The organism is Bradyrhizobium sp. LjRoot220, from assembly GCF_964252915.1.
GTDB lineage: Bacteria > Pseudomonadota > Alphaproteobacteria > Rhizobiales > Xanthobacteraceae > Bradyrhizobium.
In genome coordinates, this window is record NZ_CAXUPS020000004.1 from 337,978 (window position 1) to 360,436 (window position 22,459).

Sequence of the window (22,459 nt, forward strand, 5' to 3'; positions counted from 1 at the left end):
AATAGCGTGTCCCCGTTCTGACACAACCTCTTGACCACGCACTTTGCGGGAATGAGCCCCGCGCCGCCCAGCATCCAAAATATACCACAATATTAGTAAAATCAATATCTTATGCAAGACTCCTGGTGAAGAATCGCTGCCGCATCAGGTGAAATCCTGCTTCACCGGGCACTTTAACTGCCGCTTACTTGCCTTTGGGCTTCTTGGCGCCCGCCTTTTTCGGCGTGACCTTCAGGGCCTTGAGCGCCGCAAACGGATGATCCTCGGGATCAGGTGCTTCGACCAACGGTTCAAAAACCGCGTCCGGCTTGCGCGGATAAGGATTGACGCCGAGATACAGCGCGTCGGTCGCCAGCCTGCCGAGATCGATGATGCCGTTTTCGATCGGCTCCGGCGGATCGGGCGTGTCCTCGTCGGTTTCCTCAGCCTCGTCGACCAGCGCGGCCATCTCGGGAATCTGGTCCGGCGGCGCGAAGATCAGATCGATCGCCTCGTCGATGTCGCTCTCCATCGGATCCAACGTCACCACGCAGGTCTGTCCGATCCGGGCCCGCACATGGCCCGCGACATGAAAGCGGCCGCCCCGCATCGGCATCACATCGAGCGATGCCCGCACCGACAGAACCTCGCGCAGGCCCCCGACGTCGGCCACCGCATCGCGCGTGGCCTGATCGGCCTCGAGGTCGCGATGCAGGCCGGTGTCGGGGATTTTCTCCACCGCAACAGGGACGCGCCACGGGTCCGGCTTCTCGAACATGCCACTCTTGGTCATCGCCGCTTGCTCACGCTTGTGCGCCGGCTTGCTCTGGCGCGGGAAACTTGAACGTACCACCAACCAGCGCCGCCTCGTCCTGCCGGTCGAGCGCCGCCATCGCCGCCTCGGCATAGGCTGCGAGCTGGCGCGCCTTTTCGATGTTCTCGCCGTTGAGGACGTTCTTGCACAGCGCCTGCGCCAGGGCCTCGCGGCCCTCGGTCAGCGCCAGATCGTAGGCCGTGGTGCGGCCATAGAAGGCCTCGCCGAAGGCTTGCATTTTTTTGGGCACTTTGAGGTCGCTGACGCCCAATTCGCGCAGATTGTGATCCATATCGTTGCAAAAATGGTCGAACAGCGCCTGCGACAGGCCCTGCCCCGCCGCGATCGATTTCAGCCGCCGCAAGACCATCCACAAATGCATCAGAAGCAGGTCAAAACGGCCGTTAACCGTATCCGGGACCCCCAAGTCCCGATAAAACAACGGTTCTCGCGCCTGCGTCACGATCATGCCATAGATGGCTTCAATGGTGCCGCGCGGGGCGGAGCGGGGTTTCCTGAAGTGATTGAACGGCCAAAGCATTGTGGGTTCCGCATGCGAGCCCCAAAGGTTTCCGCCATGAAGGTTTCGGCCTTCAGGGCTTCAGCTTTGGGCGCCCGCGCATGTTGCAATCCTGCGTGCTGCCCGGTACGTCAACGCCTCGCGCGATGCAAGGGGACGGGATCGATTCCGGAATGACCGAGACGGGCCACTCAAGCTCATGCGCGCCCTCGCCGCGCCGCCTGACGGCGCGCTGGCGCGGTTTTGCGGCCGCGGCCCTGCTCTGTGCCGTTCTCGGCGGCTGTACCGGCGAGCAGTTCCAGAAGGGCTATATCCTGCCGCCCGGGGCGCTCGAACAGATCCCGATCGGCGCCAGCCAGGACCAGGTGCTGATCGTGATGGGCACGCCCTCCACCGTCGCGACCCTGAACGGCGAGGTGTTCTACTACATTTCGCAGCGCTCCGAGCGCAAGGTCGCCTTCATGAACCAGCAGGTCGTCGACCAGCGGGTGATCGCGATCTATTTCGACAGGAATCGCCAGGTGCAGCGGCTCGCCAATTACGGGCTGCAGGACGGCAAGATCTTCGACTTCATCAGCCGCACCACGCCGACATCGGGCCAGGAGCTCAGCTACCTGACGCCGCTGTTCAAGCTGCTCAGCTTTAACTGAGGCCTCCGCTCCGGTGTCCCGGACGCGGTGCAGCACCCTCGTGCTGCTCCGCAGAGCCGGGACCTATACGGTGGGTGCTTGGACCCCGGATCAGCAGCGCACCACGCCACAAGGGTGGCGCGCTGCGCAGCATCCGGGGAACGATATCGACATCTCCTTCGCCTGCGCCAAGTCGCCCGCTTGCCCTCCAAGCCCGCGCTGCCTACGGTCGGCTGCAAAACAAACAGCCCCGCAGGGAGTGACCTAGTGACCAGCCGACTTTTTTCCCGCCGCCATATTCTGACCGGAGCCGCCGCGCTCTCCACCGCGGCCATTCTGCCGCGCTCCAGCTTGGGCGCCGACTGGCGGCCCAGCGAAACCGTCCGCCTGATCGTGCCGGCCGCGCCCGGAGGCACCACGGACGTGATGGGACGGCTGCTGGCGGCCCATTTGCAGAAGGCCTGGGGCCAGAACGCGGTGGTGGAGAACCGCTCCGGCGGCGGCGGCACCATCGGCACCGCCGAAGTCGTGCGGCAGAAGGGCGACGGGCACACCATCCTGGTCGGCAATCCCGGCCCCAACGCCATCGCCTACAGCATCTTCCGCAACATGACCTACAAGGCCGACCAGTTGCAGCCGGTCTCCAACCTGATCCGGATTCCCAACATCATCTCGGCGCACCCCTCGGTGCCGATCAAGTCGATCGGCGACCTGATTGCCTACATCAAGGCCAATCCGGACAAGCTGACCTATGGCTCGTCCGGTATCGGGCAGAGTCCTCACCTCACCGGCGCCTGGTTCCTGCAATTGACGAAGTTGAAAATGGTGCATGTGCCGTTCCGCGGCGCCGGGCCGGCGCTGCAGGCGGCGCTCGCCGGCGACATCCAGGTGTTGTTCGACAATCTCTATCCGACGCTGCCGCAGGTGCAGGATGGCAAGCTCAACGCGCTGGCGGTGACCACCACCGAGCGCAGCGCGCTGGCGCCCAATATTCCGACCATGCGCGAGAGCGCACCGGAGCTGGCCAAGTTCGACGTTTCGTCGTGGTTCGGCATTTTCCTGCCGAAGGCCGCGCCCGCCCCCGTCCTCGATGCCCTCAACCGGGAGATCAAGGTGTTCGTGGAGCGCGAGGACATCAAGGAAAACATGGCCAAGATCGGCGCGCGCACCGATTACGGCACACCGCAGCAGTTTTCCGAGTTCATCCAGGCGGAGACGGACAAGTTCGGCGCCATCATCAAGCAGGAAGGCCTGCAGATGGACGCGGGCTGATTTTGTGTCCCGGACGCAGTGCAGCGCTCTTCGCGCTGCTTCGCAGAGCCGGGGCCCAAGCGCACAGCGATAGACCCGGATCAGCAGCGCACTACGCCACAAGGTGGCGCACTGCGCAGCATCAAGGGAACGCAGGTTGATTGATCGCAGAAAAAGGAAAACCCCGCGGCTCGCACCGCGGGGCTTACTTTTCCATCAAGCTTTCGCCGCTCAGTGCGCCAAAATCACAGCGGCTTACGGCACGTGTGCGTCCATCTCCGGCCGAAGCACCACACTCTCCTGCGCTGTCGCCTCATTGCGCGCTCCCATGAAGATCGACGGTATAGCGCCGCGATTAACCGCAACGTGCAGGACGCCCGCCGGAATGTAGATGTAATCGCCGGGGTGCACCGTTTCGCAGTGCTGGAGCTGATCGCCGGTCCACAACTCCAGCTCGTCCCCGCTCATCATGTAAAGCGCAGTCTCGTGATGCTCGTGGACATGGGCCTTGGTGCGCCGGCCGGCCGGCAACGTAATGATGCCGAGCCAGATCGCCTTCGAGCCGACAGTCTCTGCGCTGATCCCCGGCTGATAGTCGGAACCCTGCTCGGCGCGGTAGCCAGCACTTGCCGTCACGACGGTCCCCTTGCCGCCATTGCATGATTCCACTGCATGCCGTTCCCGTGTGATCACGCTGCTCATTTGCTGTCTCCGTGGTTCGTTTGGTTTCACTCGACACACGTATGATTGCTTTCCAGACGCCCGAAGTCTCAAAGGCGGTCCGAAAAGTTCCAAATTCTTCCAAAGCCCGTTAAGCTTTCAGCATGCCCCACGTCACGTTTGGCCCGTTCACGCTCGAAATAGATCGCGGAATGCTCTTGCGAGACGGCCAGCCCGTTGCAGTCGGCCAAAAAGGCCTCCTGCTGCTGCAGATATTCCTGCAATCGCCCGGCAAAATTCTGAGCAAGGCGAGCCTGATGGACGCTGCCTGGCCTGGCGTCGCGGTGGAGGAAAGCAATCTGTCGGTTCAAATCGCGGCGCTGCGCAAGCTGCTCGGTACTGCGCACGACGGCTCTGGATGGATTACGACCGTTCCGCGAGTCGGCTACCGGTTTGCCGGACCGCTCGCTCCTCGGGCGCAGCCCGCTGGGCCGGAGCGCGCCGAAGTCAATGCGAAGTCGCGCCCCTCTATCGCGGTTCTGCCTTTTGGCATCATTGGTCAAGCCGGCAAGGAGTATCTTGCCGATGGGCTCACCGAAGATATCATCACGGCGCTGTCGCGGTTTCGCTGGTTTCGGGTGACTGGTCGCAGTTCTGCCTTTACGTTCAAGGGCAAACAGATGGATGCGATGCAGGCTGCTGAGGAGCTTGGCGCGCGTTACCTGCTGCAGGGAAGCATCCGCCAGTCCGCGCTTCGGCTGCGCATTTCGGCGCAATTCATTGACGTGAGCGACGGCAGCAATCTCTGGGCAGAGCGCTACGATCTTGAGATGGCGGATGTCTTTGCGATCCAGGACGAGATCGCCGAGCGGGTCGCCGGTGCCATCGAGCCCGAGCTTCTGAAAACCCAATCCCATCATGCGATCATGCGGCATACCGGCAACATGACCGCCTGGGATCTGGTGCGTCAGGGAATGTGGCATTTCCACAAAGTCACCCGCGAAGGCCACATGGCGGCGCGGACGTTGTTTCGCCGCGCATGCGCGATCGACCCGGACCTGCCGGAATCACACATTTGGCTTGGGCGCGTCAGCGCGGGCATAGTCGCTTATGGCTGGAGCGATGCGCCCACCGCGGACAGCAAGGAAGCCGTAGATGCCGCGGCGCATGCGATCACCCTCGATCCGAGAGACCCCTACGCACACTATGCCTTCGCCATCGCGAACGCATACAGCAGCGCACCGCTCGTCGCTATATCGGCAGCTGAGAAAACGATCGCATTGAGCTCAAGCTTCGCACTGGGGCAATTGGTTCTCGGCCTGGCCCGTCTGTTCGCCGGCCTGTCACGAGAGGCAATCGATCCCTTCGAACATGGCTTGGCATTAAATCCAAATGATCCGCAGAATCTCGTTTGGTACAATCTGCTCGCCTATGCCCAGCTTCTCGCCGGAGACGCCGAGCGCGCCCTTGCAGCCGCCAACACGGCGCTCGCCATCCGCCCGACATTCCGTCCGACATTGGAAACGCTTGCATGCTGTCATGTCGCCCTCGGCCAGTTCACCGATGCAGCCCGCTGCGCAAGCCGCATGAACGAAGTTGCAGGGCCCGAGAGTCATTTCCTCGCGCCGCTAAAGCAGTTGCATCCGGAATGGGGCGGACGGATATCGCAGATGCTCGATCGGGCTCGCACATGAAAAACCCCGCGGCTCGCACCGCGGGGTTTTTGTTTTGATCAGGCCTTATTGCAGACTTCTCGTTGCTTAGTGCGCCAGGATCGCCAGCAGCAACAGCGCCACGATGTTGGTGATCTTGATCATCGGGTTGACGGCGGGACCCGCCGTATCCTTGTAGGGATCGCCGACGGTGTCGCCGGTCACCGCCGCCTTGTGCGCGTCGGAGCCCTTGCCGCCGTAATGGCCGTCCTCGATGTACTTCTTGGCGTTGTCCCAGGCGCCGCCGCCCGAGGTCATCGAAATCGCGACGAACAGACCGGTCACGATCACGCCGAGCAGCATGGCGCCGACGGCGGAGAACGCCGCCGACTTGCCGGCCGCACCGCCGCCCGCGATGGTGAAGATCACGAAGTAGACGAAGATCGGCGACAGCACCGGCAGCAGCGACGGAATGATCATTTCCTTGATCGCCGCCTTGGTCAATAGGTCGACCGCGCGGCCGTAGTCCGGCTTGTCGGTGCCCTGCATGATACCAGGCTTTTCGCGGAACTGACGCCGCACTTCCTCGACGATCGCGCTGGCCGCACGGCCCACGGCCGTCATGCCCATCGCGCCGAACAGATACGGCAGCAGGCCGCCGAACAGCAGGCCGACCACGACGTAGGGGTTGTTGAGCGAGAAGTCGGGCAGCACGCCCTGGAAGTACGGATACTTCGCGGCGTTGGCGATGAAGAACTTGAGGTCTTCATTGTAGGCCGCGAACAGCACCAGGGCGCCGAGACCGGCCGAGCCGATCGCGTAGCCCTTGGTGACCGCCTTGGTGGTGTTGCCGACCGCGTCGAGCGCGTCGGTCGACTTGCGCACTTCCTTCGGCAGACCCGCCATTTCAGCAATGCCGCCGGCGTTGTCGGTGACCGGACCGAAGGCGTCGAGCGCCACGATCATGCCGGCCAGCGCAAGCATCGTGGCGGTTGCAATCGCAATGCCGAACAGACCGGCAAGGCTGTAGGTGACGAGAATGCCGGCGATGATCACCAGCGCCGGACCGGCGGTGGATTCCATCGAGATCGCGAGGCCCTGGATCACGTTGGTGCCGTGACCGGTGACCGATGACGAGGCGATCGACTTGACCGGGCGATAATCCGTGCCGGTGTAGTATTCCGTGATCACGATGATCAGCCCGGTCACGACCAGACCGACGACGCCGCATTGGAACAGCGCCATGCCGGTATATTTCACGCCCGCCAGCGGACCGAAACCGATCAGCCAGTAGATGACGCCGGCAACACCAACGAGCGAGAGGACGCCGGTTGCGATCAGGCCCTTGTAGAGCGCACCCATGATCGACTGGCTGGCGCCGAGCTTGACGAAGAAGGTGCCGATGATCGAAGTGATGATGCAGACGCCGCCAATGGCGAGCGGCAGCGTCATCATGTTCACCAGCAGCGGCGAGGTCGCAAAGAAGATCGCGGCCAGCACCATGGTCGCGACGGCGGTCACCGCATAGGTCTCGAACAGGTCGGCGGCCATGCCGGCGCAGTCACCGACGTTGTCGCCGACGTTGTCGGCGATGGTGGCGGGGTTGCGCGGATCATCCTCGGGAATGCCGGCTTCAACCTTGCCGACGAGATCGCCGCCGACATCCGCACCCTTGGTGAAGATGCCGCCGCCGAGACGGGCGAAGATCGAGATCAGCGAAGCGCCGAACCCGAGCGCCACCAGCGCGTCGATCACGACGCGGTCGTTGGCCTTCAGGCCCAGCATCTGGGTCAGATAGGCGAAGTAGATGGTGACGCCGAGCAGCGCCAGACCGGCCACCAGCATGCCGGTGATCGCGCCGGCCTTGAAGGCGAGTTCAAGTCCGCCGGCCAGTGAGGTGGTCGCCGCCTGCGCGGTGCGCACGTTGGCGCGGACCGAGACGTTCATGCCAATGAAGCCGGCGGCGCCCGACAGCACGGCGCCGATCAGGAAGCCGATCCCGACCTTCATGCCGAGGAACCAGACCAGCAGCGCGAAGATCACGACACCGACCATGCCGATCGTCATGTACTGGCGCTTCAAATAGGCCTGCGCGCCCTCGGCCACCGCGGCTGCGATCTCCTGCATGCGCGGATTGCCGGCGTCCGCCTTCATCACGGAAGCCGTCGCCCAGATAGCGTAAACAATCGAAAGCGCTCCGCAGAGCACAATCACCCATAATGCTGTCATTGAATTTGCCTCAGACCTTGATTTTCCCCCGCCCCACCGCGGGCGCGGCAGGCGCATAAAATGGAGGCCTTATCCCTGCCCAAAAGGGTGGCCTCAAATCGCCGGGACCTTGCCAAAATCGTTTCCCCGGCGCAACGCCGCGGAGGGCAGAAAACGTCAATTCCTGAAAGGAATCCCCGGAAACGACGGCTGGCGCCGAGACTTGGCGGGCGGCTGGACCGCCCTGCGGAAAATCCGAGGCCTGTCAGACGCCCGCGGCGCGGACCTTCGAATCGTCGGCCGGCAGCGATCCTGTGGTGCAGCGGCCCAAAAATATTAGCGCCCAAAAATACATGGGCCCGCCCAATCCCCGAAGGGGTCGAGCGGGCCCGCGATCCATTTCAGTACATCCGTGAAACGACCGTTTCGAAGCCTTTAGGCCAGCGAGAGATTCTCTGCGCTTACCTTGCCCCGCATCTTGTCGGTCTTGAGTTCGAACTCGACCTTCTGGCCTTCAGCCAGACCGGTCAGACCGGCGCGCTCAACGGCGCTGATGTGAACGAACACATCCTTGCTGCCGTCGGTCGGCTGAATGAATCCAAAACCCTTTTGACCGTTGAACCACTTCACTGTTCCCGTAGCCATTTTCTATTCTCCAAAGCACGTAGGCTCTCATTCCGCACGGCGATCGCACGGATTCAACCCAATCTCGTCGATGTCTCTGGAAGATGCCCTAACAGGCGCGTTCAAAAAGGCACGGCGGAATTCGAGTGGCGCGACAACTATAGATTTCCCGGAGAAATTGCAATGGCCGGTTGCAAATAAAGGCCGCAGAGGTTGCTGCATCGCTCAAAAATGGCTGTAAGAGCGCCGTTTCAGCACGATTTCGCCGCCCTGCTCATTCAGGAACTTCGGCGCAGCACTTCCCGCGAAGATTGTTCCGATGGAACTTGTCGCTACGCCGGCACGCTGCGCAGCTTGCACGAACGCATCGACGCGATCTTCTGCGACCGTGCACAGGATCTCGTAATCGTCGCCACCGGCAATCAATGTTTCGATTCCAACAATGCCACGCGACACCAGATCGCGCGCTGCATCCGACAGCGGAACCTTCTCCAGATCGATCACGGCGGAAACACCGGACGCGCCGCAGAGCTTGGTGAGGTCGCCGGCGAGCCCATCGGACACATCCATTGCCGCGCTGGCGTGGGCGCGAACGATCGCCGCAAGCGCCACCCGCGGCTGCGGTACGCGATAACGCCCGATCAGCAGATCGCGCGCGCTGCCATTGCTTAGCGCGGCATGGACCTTCCCGCCGCCAAGCACGGCAAGCCCGAGCGCGGCGTCGCCGATCGTGCCCGTCACCAGGACGCGGTCGCCGGGTTTGGCGCCGCTGCGATGAACCATCTTGCCTGGTGGCACGCGTCCGAACGCCGTGACCGAAATCATCAGCGGACCTGGTGTCGACACCGTATCGCCGCCGAGCAGCGGACAGCCGTAATGCCTGGCGTCCTCGCCGACCGCGGTCGCGAACGGCGTGAGCCAGCCGTCGTCGGCGCTGCGCAGCGCCAGCGTCAGCACAAAACCGGCCGGCACCGCGCCCTTGGCTGCGAGATCGCTGAGATTCACCCGCAATGCCTTTCGCGCAACCGTGTCGGGCGGGTCGTCGGCCAGGAAATGCACGCCTTCGACGATGGCGTCCGTCGTCACCACGATGTCGTCGCCATCAGGTTTTAGAGCCGCCGCGTCGTCATCGAGATTGAAGGCGCCCGGGTCGGTCGCGATCGGCCGGAAATAGCGCGCGATGAGGGAGTCTTCCCCGGATTGATTGCTTTGGCGATCTACCACGAGGCGTCATCCCCACAGCTGTCATCGCCCGGCATAGCCGTTCGAAGAACGGCGTCGCTTGCGCTCGCCTGTGCCGGGCGATCCAGTATTCCGTGGCGATCGTGATCAAGCATGAATGTCCCGGCGTACTGGATCACCCGCCTTCGCGGGTGATGACAGCGGAGGCCGTGCCTACCCACGCGTGAACTCGTCGGCGCGGAACTGGCGCGCGATCTGGTCGAGCACCGCGTTCACCATGCCGGTCTCGTCCTTTTCGACGAAGGCGTGCGCGACGTCGACATATTCGGACACGACGACGCGGCCGGGCACGTCCTTGCGATGCTCGAGCTCATAGGACCCTGCCCGCAGCACCGCGCGCAAAATCGCGTCGATCCGCTTCAGCGGCCAGCCCTTCGACAGCGCATCGTCGATCAAGGGATCGAGCTTGGCCTGATCCCGCACCACGCCCGAGACGACGTCGCGGAAGAACGCGGCCTCGGCCGGCAGGTATTTATCGCCCTCGACCTCGCCTCCGAGCCAGTGGCTCTCGAACTCCGCAAAGATGTCATTGATCCCGGCGCCGCCGATGTCCATCTGGTACAGCGCCTGCACCGCGGCCAGCCGCGCCGCACCGCGCCGGTTGGCCTTCTTGTCCGGACTTTTGGGAGCAGGATTCTTGCTGTCTGCCATCATCAGACCTTTGCCAGCCGGCGTTTGATCCGCAGCATCGCCAATGCCGCACGTGCGGCGTCGCCGCCCTTGTTGAGTTCGCTGGCGCGCGCCCTCGCCCAGGCCTGCGCCTCGGTATTGACCGTAATGATGCCGTTGCCGAGCGGGAACTTTCTCGCCACCGCAAGGTCCATCAGCGCGCGCGAGGATTCCATCGAGACGATTTCGAAGTGGATGGTGTCGCCCCGCACCACGCAGCCGAGCGCAATCGCAGCGTCATAGGGTTTTCCGCTTTTCTCGGCCGCATCGATCGCGATCGCAATCGCGGCCGGGATTTCCAGCGCGCCGGGTACGGTGATGACATCGTGCGTCACGCCGGCAGCCTTGAGTTCAGTCACCGCGCCTTCCAGCAGCGCATCCTGGATATCGTCGTAGAAGCGTGCCTCGACGATCAGGGCGCGCGCGCCGCCGATGTCGGTCTGGTCTTTCAGCGGTGCGCGCCGCGCGTCTGCCATTACATCTCTTCCGTCTTGATCGGTGCCCTCATCCTGAGGAGCGGCCGCTTGGCCGCGTCTCGAAGGGCCGGGATATTTCGGGCCTGATGGCTCGAGACGGCGCAAGCGCCTCCTCACCATGAGGGTTTGGCTGGCGTTTTAGGCGCAGCGGCGGCCAAAGCCAAGCTACGCCGTCACTTCATTTCCGACAGCCGCGCCGCATAGCGGGCCATCAGATCGACCTCGATATTGACCTCGCTGCCCGCGTTCCAGCTGCTGAGCGTCGTGACGCTGAGCGTATGGGGGATGATCAGCACCGAAAATACGACGTCTTCGACCGTATTTACGGTCAGCGACACGCCATCCAGCGTGATCGAGCCCTTGACGGCGATGAAGCGCGCAAGTTCCCGCGTAGTGCGCAGTTCGAACCTGATCATATCGGGCAGATCGTCGCGCTTGACGATGGTGGCGATGCCGTCGGCATGGCCGGCCACGATGTGGCCGCCAAGTTCGTCTCCGATCTTCAGCGCACGCTCGAGATTGAGTTTTGTGCCTTTGCCCCAGTGCTTAGCTGTGGTCATGCCGAGCGTCTCGGCTGCGGCGTCGACGTCAAACCAGGTCTTGCCGCCCTCGACGCCGGAGGCGACCACGGTGAGGCAGACGCCGTTGCAAGCGATCGAGGCGCCATCGGCGATGGTTGAGCGATCATATCGGCAGGCAATGCGCAAGCGATGCAACTGCCCCTGCGCCGTCGGCGTCAGGCTGGCGATCTCGCCGATGTCGGTGACTATCCCGGTGAACATTTTAGGCGCGCTCGTAAATGGTGAGGGTGTCCTTGCCGAGGCTTTCGCTAGCACGGACCTTTAGCGCGGGCGACCCGGTGAGAGCCGACAGCGGCAATGCGTCCAGCGCGGGAACACCGTCGGCGCCGACCGTATCAGGCCCGCGCAGCAGCCAGACTTCGTCGACCAGCCCCGCCGATACAAAGGAGGCCGCGACGCGGGCGCCACCCTCGACCATGAGGCGCGAAATGCCCTTGTCGGACAGCGCGTGCAGCACCGCCGGCAAATCCAGCCCCGGCGGCGCGCTGGTGGCGGCGACGCGGATTACCTGCGCACCGGCAGCGCCGAGCTTCATGGCAGCCGGCGCCTCGGCAAAGTCCGATGTCATCACCCACAGCGGCGTCTCGCGCGCGGAATGCACCAGGCGGCTGGTGCCCGGGATCCGCAAGGCGCGGTCCAGCACCACCCGCACCGGCGACTGCGCCTCCATCCCCGGCAGACGGCATGTCAGTTCCGGATCGTCGGCGAGCACGGTGCCGATCCCGACCAGGATGGCGTCGCACTGCGCGCGCAGCAGATGCACGCGTGTCCTTGCGGCCTCTCCGGTGATGGCGACCGGTTTGTGGCCGGCGGCGCCGATCTTGTCATCGGCGGAGACCGCGAGTTTCAGGATCAGATGCGGGCGCTTGTCGCGGATGCGGCGGAAATGCCCGGCATGGTCATACGCGGCTTCCGCGGCATTGAGACCGACGTCCACCACGATCCCGGCGGCGCGCAGTTTGGCATGGCCCTGCCCCGCCACTTCCGGATTGGGATCCTCGATCGCCGACACCACGCGGGCAATGCCCGATGCGATGACGGCGTCCACACAAGGCGGCGATTTGCCGACATGCGAGCACGGCTCCAGCGTCACGTAGAGCGTGGCACCACGCGCCGCTTCGCCGGCGCGCTTGAGCGCATCCGGCTCGGCATGCGGCCGGCCGCCCGGCTGGGTCCAGCCGCGGCCGACAATGACACCGTCCTTGACGATGACGGCGCCGACGGCCGGGTTCGGCCAGGTGCGCCCCTGCCCGCGCCGGCCGAGCGCCAGCGCGAGCTGCATGAAGCGCGCGTCAGCCGCCTTGGCCTCCCTGGATTTCTGCGCGTACTGGTCTTCCAGAATGCGGAAGATCATTTGCGTAACGCGGTGACCCGTGCGTCTTCCTCGCCGGACAGCTCGCCGAGCACGGCTTCAAAGTCCTTGGCCTCGCGAAAATTGCGATAGACCGAGGCGAAACGCACATAGGCGACGTCGTCGAGCTGGCGCAGATGCTCCATCACGATCTCGCCGATCGCCTCCGAGGAAACCTCCGCCTCGCCGCCGCTTTCCAGCTCGCGCACGATCGCGGAAACCATCTTCTCGACGCGCTCTGGATCGACCGGGCGCTTGCGCAAGGAGATCTGCAGCGAGCGCACCAGCTTGTCGCGGTCGAACGGCACGCGGCGGCCGTTGCGCTTGATCACGGTGAGTTCGCGCAGCTGCACCCGCTCAAAAGTGGTGAAGCGGAAATTGCAGGCGATGCACACGCGGCGCCGCCGGATCACGGCGGAGTCCTCGGTGGGGCGCGAATCCTTCACCTGCGTATCGAGACTGTTGCAGCTGGGGCAGCGCATCCCAAAAATTCCTTACTGGTGACCCTTACTGATAGATCGGGAAGCGGTCGGTGAGTGCCTTGACGCGTTCCTTGATCGCGGCTTCGACCAGCGGCGCCTTGCCGTCGGGCGATTGCGCCAGCGCGTTGAGCACTTCGGCAATCATGCCGGCGACCTGCTGGAATTCGGCAACGCCGAAACCGCGCGTGGTCGCCGCCGGCGTCCCGAGACGAAGGCCGGAGGTGACGAACGGCGTCTCGGGATCGAACGGAATGCCGTTCTTGTTGCAGGTGATCGCGGCGCGAACCAGCGCCTTCTCCGAGACGTTGCCCTTCAGGCCCTTGGGCCTGAGATCGACCAGCATCAGATGGTTGTCGGTACCGCCGGAGACGATGTCGAGGCCCTGCGCGCGCAGCGCTTCCGCCAGTGCCTTGGCGTTCTCGACCACGTTCTTCGCGTAGATCTTGAAGTCCGGACGCAGCGCCTCGGAAAAGGCCACCGCCTTGGCGGCGATGATGTGCATCAGGGGGCCGCCCTGCAGGCCCGGGAAGATCGCCGAGTTGAATTTCTTGGTCAGCGTCTCGTCGTTCCACAGCATCAAGCCGCCGCGCGGGCCGCGCAGCGATTTGTGCGTGGTGGTGGTGGTGATGTGGGCGTGCGGCACCGGCGAGGCATGGACGCCACCGGCGACGAGGCCGGCGAAATGCGCCATATCCACCAGCAGGTAGGCCCCGACGCTGTCGGCAATCTCGCGAAACCGCTTGAAGTCCCAGGCGCGCGAATAGGCCGAGCCGCCGGCGATGATCAGCTTCGGCTTCACTTCCTCGGCGCGGCGCGCGACATCGTCCATATCGATGATCTGGTCGTCGCGGCGCACGGTGTAGTGCTGCGCCTTGAACCATTTGCCGGACATGTTGACGGGCGCGCCGTGGGTAAGGTGGCCGCCGGCGGCGAGATCGAGGCCCATGAAGGTATCGCCGGGCTGCAGCAGCGCCAGGAACGCCGCCTGGTTCATCTGGCTGCCGGAGTTCGGCTGCACGTTGGCAAACTGCGCGCCGAACAGTTTCTTGGCGCGCTCGATCGCCAGCGTCTCGGCGACATCGACCCATTCGCAACCGCCATAGTAGCGCGCGCCCGGATACCCTTCGGCGTATTTGTTGGTCATCACCGAGCCCTGCGCTTCCAGCACGGCGCGGCTGACGATGTTTTCCGAGGCGATCAGCTCGACCTCGTGGCGCTGCCGGCCGAGTTCGCCCTTGATGGCGGCGGCGATTTCCGGATCGGCCTCGGCGAGGGTTGCCGTGAAGAACGAGTCGGGCGCGGAAGCGGTCTTGGTGCTGGAGGTCTTTGAGCTGGAGGTCATGGGTAGGAATATCTCCACCGCCGCAAGCCCTTAGGGGCAAAACGGTCGGATACGTGTGGCGGTCGAAAGAAGCGTCTGCGAGATACCACATCGGCCCGGGCCGGCCAAGCACTTGCGGTATCCATCTGATAATTATGCAAGATATGGTGGGGATGACGGGGATTCCAGTCCGGGGCAAATACCCCGCCGTCGCCCCGGCCTTGAGCCGGGGCCCATACGCCGCGGCGGCAGTGATAAAAAGAAGGTCTCGGACGCCTTGCCTTTATCGATGGGCCGCGGCGTATGGGTTCCGGCGTTCGCCGGAACGACGGTCTACTTCGCAAACCGGTACGCCCCGCCCTTCTCGACCGAACGCTGGAACGCCGGCCGCGCATGCATCCGCGTCAGCCACGCCGCGAGGTTCGGATATGGCGCGAGCTTGTCGAACACCTTTGCCATCTCGCCGACAAAGCTCATCTGGATGTCGGCACCCGACAGCGACGGGCCGACGAAGAAGTCGCGATCCTTCAGCGCGCGGTCGACATAGCCGAGATGATTGGCCAGCTCGCTGTCGATGCGCGGATGCAGCGGCGCGCCCGCTTCCTTCAGCCGGCTGACATAGAGGTTGAGCATCAGCGGCAACATCGCCGAGCCTTCCGAATAATGCAGCCATTCGTTGTAGGCTTCGTATTCCGCGCTGCCGGGCGCCGGCATCATCGCGCCTTTGCCGTATTTGCGGATGATGTAATCGACGATTGCGCCGGACTCCGCGATCGTGATGTCGCCATCGGTGATGACGGGCGACTTGCCGAGCGGATGGATCGCCGCGAGTTCCGGCGGCGCCAGCCGCGTCGCGGCATCGCGCTGATAGCGCTTCATCTCATAGGGCGTGCCCAGCTCCTCCAGCAGCCACAGGATCCGCTGCGAGCGGGAATCGTTGAGATGATGAAGCGTGAGCATGGGAGCGTCCTCGGGGGTTTGTTCAGAGAGGCACGTTAGCATCGTCATTGCGAGGAGCGAAGCGACGAAGCAATCCATGCATCCGTTATGCTGCGAGATGGATTGCTTCGCTTCGCTCGCAATGACGGGGCTGGCACCGAACATGAATTCACGATCTCGCGGCGCTGATCGCCCGAGCTTTGCTGGAAATCTTCGCCCTCGAAAACAGAGGGCGCAGGGAAGACCGGGTGCGCGCTGCACCCGCGGTCCCGTGTGCGGTTGGTAGATAGAAAGCTGCACACGAGCATACAGGGCAGCGGTGAACACCCGGCCTTCCCTGCGCAATGGCTTTACGGCTTATAACGAGCTCTCCCCGGAGAACGGCTCTTTTGCCTCCGTAGCGCCCTGGAAGCTATTGCCTCCAGGTGCATTGACGCCAGCACCGCGACGTCAGGACCACACGTCTTCGCCGTACGCTTCGGCGCCTTTGGTCAAGGGCACCGTCACGTCCACCGCAACCCCGTCCAACGTCCGTGACCACGGCCGACGCCCTTCTGAGTAGGACGGGATGGCGAACATGTACCCCTGATTTGGCTTCTGTAAAAGCGAAATATTTTTTATTTCGGGACTTGACACGATTTCCGCAAAGCCGAAGTGATTTGCCCGTCGGGCTATTTTGTCGCAGTTCCCTCCGTCATTCCCGATGCGCAATTGCGCATCTGAGGGCTCGCGAAGCGAGAGTCCGGAATCCATCGTACGACAGCGCATGCGGCATGATGGATTCCGGGCTCGCGCTGCGCGCGCCCTCAGATGCGCAATTGCGCATCGGGGAATGACGGAGGAGATACGCCGGCGCAATCGGCGCGCCATGCCCCCTCGACGCGACACGTGATCGCGGTCACTGAGCCTGCGCCTCGCCGCAACTACGCTGCATCACGTTTGGCATCTTCGAGCCAATCGCAAACAGTGGAGAACAGCTATGAGCGAACGCAAACCTGCGCAGCAAATCAATGGCGAGTTGTCACTCGATCAACTCGATGCAGCCGCAGGCGGCCTCACGGTCGGCCCGATCACCTATGAAGACGGCATTCTCGCGATCGGCATCAAAGGCGTCATCGGCATTTTCGTCGGCGCGGGCTGCATTGGCGGCTGGGTTGGCGGAACCGGGATCGCTTACTGCCCGGGCTGAGCAATCGCCGAATGCCAGGGAAGATCCGGATTCGTTGAGTCCGGTTCTTCCGGTCGCAGGCGTTGCCGAAAGTTTTATCCTCGCTCACCGTCCGCCTGCGGTGCTAGGCTTTCCGCCGCGAGGAGAGAACGATGCGTATTGCAATTGTCGGCGCCGGCGGCGTCGGAGCGGGTTATGGGGCGGCGCTGGCGAGGGCCGGCGCGGATGTCACGTTTATCGCGCGCGGCGCGCATCTGGCGGCCATGCAGCGTGACGGATTGAAGGTGCAAAGCCCGCGCGGCGATATCCATCTGGTGCCGACACAGGCGACCGATAATCCCGCCGGGATCGGCAAGGTCGATTTCGTGCTGTTCTGCGTCAAACTGTGGGACGTCGAAAGCGCGGGGCTCAGCATCAAGCCGCTGATCGGCCCCGACACGGCCGTCATCCCGCTGCAGAACGGCGTCGACGCCGCCGAGCGGCTGATTCCGATCCTGGGCGAAAACGCCGTGATGGGCGGCGTCGCGCAGATCAGCGCGAAAATCATCGAGCCGGGCGTGATCGAGCAGGTCGGCAGCTTCATGCGCATCGTGTTCGGCGAACTCGACGGGCGAAGCAGCCCGCGCGGCGAAGCATTTCTCGCGCTGTGCCTGAAGGCCGGCTTCGAAGCCAAGCTGAGCGATCAGATCCTCACCGAACTCTGGATGAAGTTCATCCTGCTCGCCGCCAACGCCAGCGCGGTGGCGCTGGCGCGCCAGCCGATCGGCGTGTTGCGCGACGATCCTGATATTCGCGCCGTGCTGATGTCGGCCTACCGCGAGGTGATGGATGTCGGCCGCGCCCGCGGCGTCGCGCTGCCGGACAACGCGGTCGAGACGATATCCGGATATTCCGACAACCTGCCCGCGCACCAAAAGCCGTCGATGGCGCTCGACCTCGAGCGCGGCAACCGGCTCGAGCTGCCCTGGCTCGGCGGCAAGGTCGTCGAGCTCGGCAAAAAGCTCGGCGTGCCGACGCCGACGCACAGCCTGATGTACGCGATGCTGAAGCCTTACATCATGGGGAAGCCGGAAGGCTGAGGCGCGAGACAACGCGTAGCCCGCATGAGCGAAGCGATATGCGGGAGCCAACAAAAACCCGGATGTGGCGGAGCCTGTCATCGGGCGCGCATTCGCCCGACCCGTTGGCTCATCCGGGCTACGTCTGAGGCAGCCCCCTCGCCGCTACATCCCCGTATAGCCCGCCTTTACCGGATCGGTGGAGCCGTCGAGCTGGCGCAGATAGGTCAGGCCGCACACGGTCAGGCGGTGAGTGTCCCTTTCGCCGGCCTCGAACAGCGTCTTCACATAGTCGGTCACCTTCTCGCGTGCTTCATCATTCGCGGCGGCGCTGCGGTTCACCAGCAGGTCGTAGGTGTGCATGATGCGATCGATGGCGGCTTCCATGAAGTTCTCCGGTGGGGTCAGGCGATGTAGGTTTCGGCTTCGAATTTGGCGATCGCCTTGTTGGCGAGGCGGATCTTGTTGAACTCGCCGCGCTGAAACATCTGCACGATGATGTCGAGCAGCCGCTCGTCGGTGGCGAAAGTATCGGGAAGCGCGCCGGTCCTGCGGAGATAGTTCGACGCAATGGCGTAGGCCTCGCCGACCACTTCGGCATTCATCACCCGCAATCCGCGCTCGACGAGCATGTTCTTCGGTCTCCGTGTCAGGCCCGATAATGCGCAAGCCCGGCAGAAGTTCCATCTCCGGAAACCGGCTTTTGCTGGGGCCAGCATCAATGCCTGCGCGGCCTTAGAATTCAGACGTAGCTTGTTATTTTGATGCGCTTTGTTCGGTGAATCTGTGTCCGCCATCGCGCGAAGGCGCTATCGTACCGTCCATTGCATCATTTGAATTATAACATGGGGGAAGCCGGACGGATCGTCTGACGCCCGCACTGTGCGCCGATCGTTCCAGGGCATCATGGTTCGAGACGCGCGAAGACGCGCCCCTCTCCATGAGGAGTTGGCACTGCTGTCGCCCTCGTCCCCGGATGAGCGCCATGCGCTCACCGAGGGAGCATCGCAAAAGCGATGCGCCTCGAAGGATGAAGCCACCGGACTGACTGCCCCAAAAAGCAAAACGCACCGGACCCGGTAACCCGGAGCCGATGCGTCTTGGGCAGGGCTTACTGCCTTGCCAGTTCATGATCCGCTGTTGGCTGCCGGTCTTTTGAGTGGCCGGCTTGGCCGCGGATGCGAAATTCTCAGAGCCGATACAGGATCTGGTCGGTCCAGAACCGCTCGAGCCGGTGCAACGACTTGTTCAGCGTCGCGAACTCCTCGTTCGAAATGCCGCCGACCTGTTCCACGGTCTTGACGTGCTTCTGATAGAGCGCGTCGACGATCTTGCGGATCTCCTGGCCCTGCGAGGTCAAACGGATGCGGACCGAGCGGCGATCGACGCGCGAACGCTGATGATCGAGGAAGCCGAGTTCGACCAGCTTCTTCAGATTGTAGGAGACGTTGGAGCCGAGGTAGTAGCCGCGCGTGCGCAGTTCGCCTGCGGTCAACTCCTTGTCGCCGATGTTGTAGAGCAGCAAGGCCTGCACCGAATTGATATCGGCGCGGCCGCGGCGATCGAATTCGTCCTTGATCACATCAAGCAGCCGGCGATGCAGCCGCTCCACCAAAGTCAATGCTTCAAGATAGAGCGGCTGCACCGGAGCTTGACCGGCAGAGCGTTCAGCGGTTTCCACCGCCGTTGCAACGGCTTTCATCATGACATTCCCCTGTTGTCGTTTTTATCGACTTATTTCGACGAAACTTTTGTCCCGCCTGATAGGTTCAACTTAAGGGGGCCGTTTGAAGATCCGCTTAAATAAGACAATAAAGAGATCATGAATTTAAGACAGTGAATCACGGATTAAGCCCATGGATAAAGGGCTTTTCGCAAGGTTTCATTGACGGTGGCAGCCCCCCGTTCACGCTTCGTCTGGCGCAGGTGTCGCATTCCAAAACAGGTTCGTGTGAATTCGAAACGCCTCGGTAAGGGGTGTGAGGGAACCCTTTACGGTGACTGAAAAGTTACCGGCAAAATAAGTGAAAATTGTACGGAACGGCGTCGGGGAGTTTGCACGCGGCGCGCCTGTGCGGTTAACAGTGCGGGCTTCATCCTTCGAGACGCGCGCAAGAGCGCTCCTCCAGCGATGAGCTTGAGCTCACGCGGGGATGAGGTCAAGCAGCGCAGGATGCAATCTAAGACCCTCATGGTGAGGAGCACGGCAACGCCGTGCGTCTCCGGACGATGCTGCATCGCCGGGCGAACCATGCGGCCATTGTTTACGCAAGCCGACGTACAGCTCTGCTATGGCGGCCGTTCGCGCGCGGCCATCCAGGCCAGCGCCAGATAAGCCGCCAGCATCACGGCCTCGACGCCGACCACCGTCAGGCTGCCGCCGTAGATTCCGGGAAACATCAGCTCGATGACCGCCATCGACACCACGGTGGTGAGCCACACCACCGCGCCCCAGGGCGTCGCGAGCCAGAGACCGACCGCCGCGACGAGTTCGATCACGGCGAAATAGATCGTCGCGGTCTGCCAGGCCATCGACTGGTTTTCGAACGCCTCTTCCTCGCCGCCGATAAAACCGGTCACCTGTGCCCAATGGTAAAGGCCCTTGGCGATCGAGATCACCGCCATGATGCGCAGGAACAAGACCAGCCGCCGGGTCCACGCGTTATCGTCCGGCTCGATCCGCTCGGACGAGATCGCCGCCACCGACATCGCATTGTCTCGGGCATTGTCCCTGTTATCCCGCGACGGGTCGCGCGCGGAGGTGTCAGACATGAGAATCGGTGCTCACAGGCGAAAACGGGTCCTTATCGGCGGAGTCTTGGCCCGCCGGGCCGGCAAAATCAATTGCCTGGTAGAAATCAAGCCGCTCGGTGACGCGGCCGCTCGGGAATGCTAGAATTAGACCAGATCCAAATCAGGCCAAATCAGCCTTCCGCTGCGGGAGTACCATCAGATGGCGATCAAATTCGGGCGTCCGATCGAAATGCGCGACGCGCCGCGCCACCCGAGCGCCCTCACCTCGGCCCCGCTCGATCTGGCGATCCGCCCCCGGCGCAACCGCAAGGCCGAATGGGCGCGGCGGATGGTGCGGGAAAACGTGCTGACGACAGACGATCTGATCTGGCCGCTGTTCGTGGTCGGCGGCCACAATACGCGCACCGCCGTCGCCTCGATGCCCGGCATCGACCGCATCACGGTCGACCAGGCGGTCCGCGATGCCGAGCGCGCGGCCAAGCTCAGCATCCCCTGCATCGCGCTGTTCCCCTATACCGATCCGTCGCTGCGCGACGAACAGGGTTCCGAGGCGCTGAACCCGGACAACCTCGTCTGCCAAGCGGTGCGCGCGATCAAGAAGGAATTCCCTGATCTCGGCGTGCTCTGCGACGTCGCGCTCGATCCCTTCACCAGCCACGGCCATGACGGGTTGATCGACAACGGCAAAATCCTCAACGACGAAACGGTGGCGGTGCTGGTGCGGCAGGCGCTGGTGCAGGCCGAAGCCGGCTGCGATGTGATCGCGCCCTCGGACATGATGGACGGCCGCGTCGGCGCGATCCGCGAGGCGCTGGACGATTCAGGTTTTGTCGACGTGCAAATTATGTCGTACGCGGCGAAATACGCCTCCGCCTTCTACGGCCCGTTCCGCGACGCCATCGGTTCGGCGAAGACCCTGACCGGCGACAAGCGCACCTATCAGATGGACAGCGCCAATTCCGACGAAGCGCTGCGCGAGGTCGAACTCGACATCGCCGAGGGCGCCGACATGGTGATGGTGAAACCCGGCATGCCCTATCTCGACATCGTGCGGCGGGTAAAGGACACCTTTGCGATGCCGACCTTCGTGTACCAGGTGTCGGGCGAGTATGCGATGATCGCGGCCGCCGCCGGCCATGGCTGGATCGACGGCGAACGCGCCATGATGGAAAGCCTGCTCGCCTTCAAGCGCGCCGGCGCCGACGGCATCCTGACGTACTTTGCACCGAAGGCGGCGGAGAAGATCAGGGCGGAGAGCTGATCGGCGTTACACCTGGGGATGCGGCCCGCCATGCTGGCGGAGCGCCTCCCGCCGCGCAGGCGACAGCACGCTCACCGGATAGACCGGCTCGCGCGCCTTCGGCTTGAAGAAGGGATGCGGCCAGGTCCGGCCTCGCAGGCGCCAGCCAAGTACCTTGGCGATCGCCCGCAGCAATAGCGGCAGGTTCAATCCTGTGGAGCCCGCCGGCGGCTCGCCAATGGCATATTTTCCCATGATCGCGCCCACCGGCGCGCCGAACAGCTGATCCGCGCGCTGCGTGCCTGTGTCGAATGCCTGCGCGACAATTCCAACGAACGGAATCGCCGGCCCCATCGTGTTGCCGACGGGTGTGTTGCAACACGTTGTGTGCCACCGGTACAAACCCTTTGGGGTGAGCCGCAGGCCTGCGATGCGACCCTGCCCTTTTGCAAAGCTCAATGATGCGGGAGCGACCTGCACGATATCGGAGCCGCCGTGAGCATCGAGCAGGTCAGCACGACCGAGTTGATGCGCAAATGCCTGGCAGTCATCACAATAGCAAACAATGCGATTTACCGTCTGGCGCGAGGCGTCGGTGACCACCCCGACCACCTCTCCGCACCGGCACCGCAACTCAGCCTGTATCCCCATCGATCCCTCCGCAACGCTGCGACGAACTGTAAGCGGCGATCAGCGATCTCTGCAGTCCATCCCAACTCACCTATCGCTTGGCAAGGCCCCGGCCCCCGAATCGCCTGAATATTGCCGTTCCGTAACCGCCGCAGGGCTTGCGCGCGCGGGCGCGGTTCCCATGTTTCGACTGAATGTGCTGCAATATGCA

At 63.3% G+C, this 22,459-nt stretch carries 24 protein-coding genes; 6 read left to right on the plus strand and 18 right to left on the minus strand.

What is annotated here, in order from left to right; translation table 11 throughout:
• Positions 1-184 precede the first annotated feature (184 nt).
• Positions 185-772, minus strand: a complete 588-nt coding sequence (locus ACSQ84_RS20000; RefSeq protein ID WP_436213423.1) for a YceD family protein — start codon at positions 770-772, stop codon at positions 185-187.
• Positions 773-782: 10 nt separating this feature from the next.
• Positions 783-1,334: a ubiquinol-cytochrome C chaperone family protein gene (locus ACSQ84_RS20005; RefSeq protein ID WP_436213424.1), complete on the minus strand. Its 552-nt coding sequence runs from the start codon at positions 1,332-1,334 to the stop codon at positions 783-785.
• Positions 1,335-1,486: 152 nt separating this feature from the next.
• Between ACSQ84_RS20005 and ACSQ84_RS20010 the strand changes: the two genes are divergently transcribed.
• Positions 1,487-1,963, plus strand: a complete 477-nt coding sequence (locus tag ACSQ84_RS20010) for an outer membrane protein assembly factor BamE (RefSeq protein ID WP_436213425.1) — start codon at positions 1,487-1,489, stop codon at positions 1,961-1,963.
• A 246-nt stretch (positions 1,964-2,209) separates the two neighbouring features.
• Positions 2,210-3,214, plus strand: a complete 1,005-nt coding sequence (locus ACSQ84_RS20015; RefSeq protein WP_436213426.1) for a Bug family tripartite tricarboxylate transporter substrate binding protein — start codon at positions 2,210-2,212, stop codon at positions 3,212-3,214.
• Between the two features lie 234 nt (positions 3,215-3,448).
• Here the strand turns inward: ACSQ84_RS20015 and ACSQ84_RS20020 are convergent, their stop codons facing one another.
• Positions 3,449-3,895 carry a cupin domain-containing protein gene (locus tag ACSQ84_RS20020; RefSeq protein ID WP_436213427.1) on the minus strand — a complete coding sequence of 149 codons (447 nt, stop codon included), beginning with the start codon at positions 3,893-3,895 and terminating at the stop codon, positions 3,449-3,451.
• Between the two features lie 122 nt (positions 3,896-4,017).
• Between ACSQ84_RS20020 and ACSQ84_RS20025 the strand changes: the two genes are divergently transcribed.
• The gene (locus ACSQ84_RS20025; protein ID WP_436213428.1) at positions 4,018-5,547 is read left to right on the plus strand and encodes a winged helix-turn-helix domain-containing tetratricopeptide repeat protein; all 1,530 of its coding nucleotides are present in this window, start codon (positions 4,018-4,020) and stop codon (positions 5,545-5,547) included.
• A 66-nt stretch (positions 5,548-5,613) separates the two neighbouring features.
• Here the strand turns inward: ACSQ84_RS20025 and ACSQ84_RS20030 are convergent, their stop codons facing one another.
• The 10 genes from ACSQ84_RS20030 to ACSQ84_RS20075 form a co-directional block, all read right to left on the minus strand.
• Complete coding sequence (locus tag ACSQ84_RS20030) at positions 5,614-7,734, minus strand: sodium-translocating pyrophosphatase (RefSeq protein WP_436213429.1); 2,121 nt, start codon at positions 7,732-7,734, stop codon at positions 5,614-5,616.
• Between the two features lie 414 nt (positions 7,735-8,148).
• Complete coding sequence (locus tag ACSQ84_RS20035) at positions 8,149-8,358, minus strand: cold-shock protein (RefSeq protein ID WP_192733570.1); 210 nt, start codon at positions 8,356-8,358, stop codon at positions 8,149-8,151.
• 204 nt (positions 8,359-8,562) lie between these two features.
• The gene (thiL, locus tag ACSQ84_RS20040; protein WP_436213430.1) at positions 8,563-9,561 is read right to left on the minus strand and encodes a thiamine-phosphate kinase; all 999 of its coding nucleotides are present in this window, start codon (positions 9,559-9,561) and stop codon (positions 8,563-8,565) included.
• Positions 9,562-9,732: 171 nt separating this feature from the next.
• A complete protein-coding gene (nusB, locus tag ACSQ84_RS20045; protein ID WP_436213658.1) occupies positions 9,733-10,230 on the minus strand; it encodes a transcription antitermination factor NusB in 498 nt (165 codons plus the stop codon).
• A gap of 2 nt (positions 10,231-10,232) precedes the next feature.
• Positions 10,233-10,724 carry a 6,7-dimethyl-8-ribityllumazine synthase gene (gene ribH / locus ACSQ84_RS20050; RefSeq protein WP_436213431.1) on the minus strand — a complete coding sequence of 164 codons (492 nt, stop codon included), beginning with the start codon at positions 10,722-10,724 and terminating at the stop codon, positions 10,233-10,235.
• 173 nt (positions 10,725-10,897) lie between these two features.
• Positions 10,898-11,506 carry a riboflavin synthase gene (locus ACSQ84_RS20055; protein WP_436213432.1) on the minus strand — a complete coding sequence of 203 codons (609 nt, stop codon included), beginning with the start codon at positions 11,504-11,506 and terminating at the stop codon, positions 10,898-10,900.
• A 1-nt stretch (position 11,507) separates the two neighbouring features.
• Positions 11,508-12,659, minus strand: a complete 1,152-nt coding sequence (ribD, locus tag ACSQ84_RS20060) for a bifunctional diaminohydroxyphosphoribosylaminopyrimidine deaminase/5-amino-6-(5-phosphoribosylamino)uracil reductase RibD (RefSeq protein WP_436213433.1) — start codon at positions 12,657-12,659, stop codon at positions 11,508-11,510.
• Positions 12,656-13,138: a transcriptional regulator NrdR gene (gene nrdR / locus ACSQ84_RS20065; protein WP_192733576.1), complete on the minus strand. Its 483-nt coding sequence runs from the start codon at positions 13,136-13,138 to the stop codon at positions 12,656-12,658. Before nrdR ends, ribD begins: the two co-directional genes overlap by 4 nt.
• A 25-nt stretch (positions 13,139-13,163) precedes the next feature.
• Entirely contained in the window at positions 13,164-14,480 is a 1,317-nt protein-coding gene (gene glyA / locus ACSQ84_RS20070; protein ID WP_436213434.1) for a serine hydroxymethyltransferase, read from the minus strand.
• Positions 14,481-14,792: 312 nt separating this feature from the next.
• Positions 14,793-15,419: a glutathione S-transferase family protein gene (locus ACSQ84_RS20075; RefSeq protein ID WP_436213435.1), complete on the minus strand. Its 627-nt coding sequence runs from the start codon at positions 15,417-15,419 to the stop codon at positions 14,793-14,795.
• 958 nt (positions 15,420-16,377) lie between these two features.
• Here ACSQ84_RS20075 and ACSQ84_RS20080 point away from each other — a divergent pair.
• Positions 16,378-16,587 carry a hypothetical protein gene (locus tag ACSQ84_RS20080; protein ID WP_436213436.1) on the plus strand — a complete coding sequence of 70 codons (210 nt, stop codon included), beginning with the start codon at positions 16,378-16,380 and terminating at the stop codon, positions 16,585-16,587.
• Positions 16,588-16,718: 131 nt separating this feature from the next.
• Positions 16,719-17,645 (plus strand): ketopantoate reductase family protein, encoded by a 927-nt coding sequence (locus ACSQ84_RS20085; protein WP_436213437.1) that lies wholly within the window; start codon positions 16,719-16,721, stop codon positions 17,643-17,645.
• Positions 17,646-17,789: 144 nt separating this feature from the next.
• Here the strand turns inward: ACSQ84_RS20085 and ACSQ84_RS20090 are convergent, their stop codons facing one another.
• The 4 genes from ACSQ84_RS20090 to ACSQ84_RS20105 form a co-directional block, all read right to left on the minus strand.
• Positions 17,790-18,011: a hypothetical protein gene (locus ACSQ84_RS20090; RefSeq protein ID WP_436213438.1), complete on the minus strand. Its 222-nt coding sequence runs from the start codon at positions 18,009-18,011 to the stop codon at positions 17,790-17,792.
• A gap of 17 nt (positions 18,012-18,028) precedes the next feature.
• Entirely contained in the window at positions 18,029-18,256 is a 228-nt protein-coding gene (locus ACSQ84_RS20095) for a hypothetical protein (RefSeq protein WP_436213439.1), read from the minus strand.
• A 557-nt stretch (positions 18,257-18,813) separates the two neighbouring features.
• Positions 18,814-19,329, minus strand: coding sequence for a transcriptional regulator LdtR (ldtR, locus tag ACSQ84_RS20100; RefSeq protein ID WP_192733585.1), 516 nt, complete (start codon positions 19,327-19,329; stop codon positions 18,814-18,816).
• 584 nt (positions 19,330-19,913) lie between these two features.
• The gene (locus tag ACSQ84_RS20105) at positions 19,914-20,396 is read right to left on the minus strand and encodes a DUF6163 family protein (protein WP_192733586.1); all 483 of its coding nucleotides are present in this window, start codon (positions 20,394-20,396) and stop codon (positions 19,914-19,916) included.
• Positions 20,397-20,577: 181 nt separating this feature from the next.
• Here ACSQ84_RS20105 and hemB point away from each other — a divergent pair, with 181 nt between their 5' ends.
• Positions 20,578-21,639 carry a porphobilinogen synthase gene (hemB, locus tag ACSQ84_RS20110; protein WP_436213440.1) on the plus strand — a complete coding sequence of 354 codons (1,062 nt, stop codon included), beginning with the start codon at positions 20,578-20,580 and terminating at the stop codon, positions 21,637-21,639.
• 6 nt (positions 21,640-21,645) lie between these two features.
• On the opposite strand, the gene ACSQ84_RS20115 is transcribed toward hemB, so the two are convergent.
• Complete coding sequence (locus ACSQ84_RS20115; RefSeq protein WP_436213441.1) at positions 21,646-22,269, minus strand: DUF6151 family protein; 624 nt, start codon at positions 22,267-22,269, stop codon at positions 21,646-21,648.
• Positions 22,270-22,459: the final 190 nt, after the last annotated feature.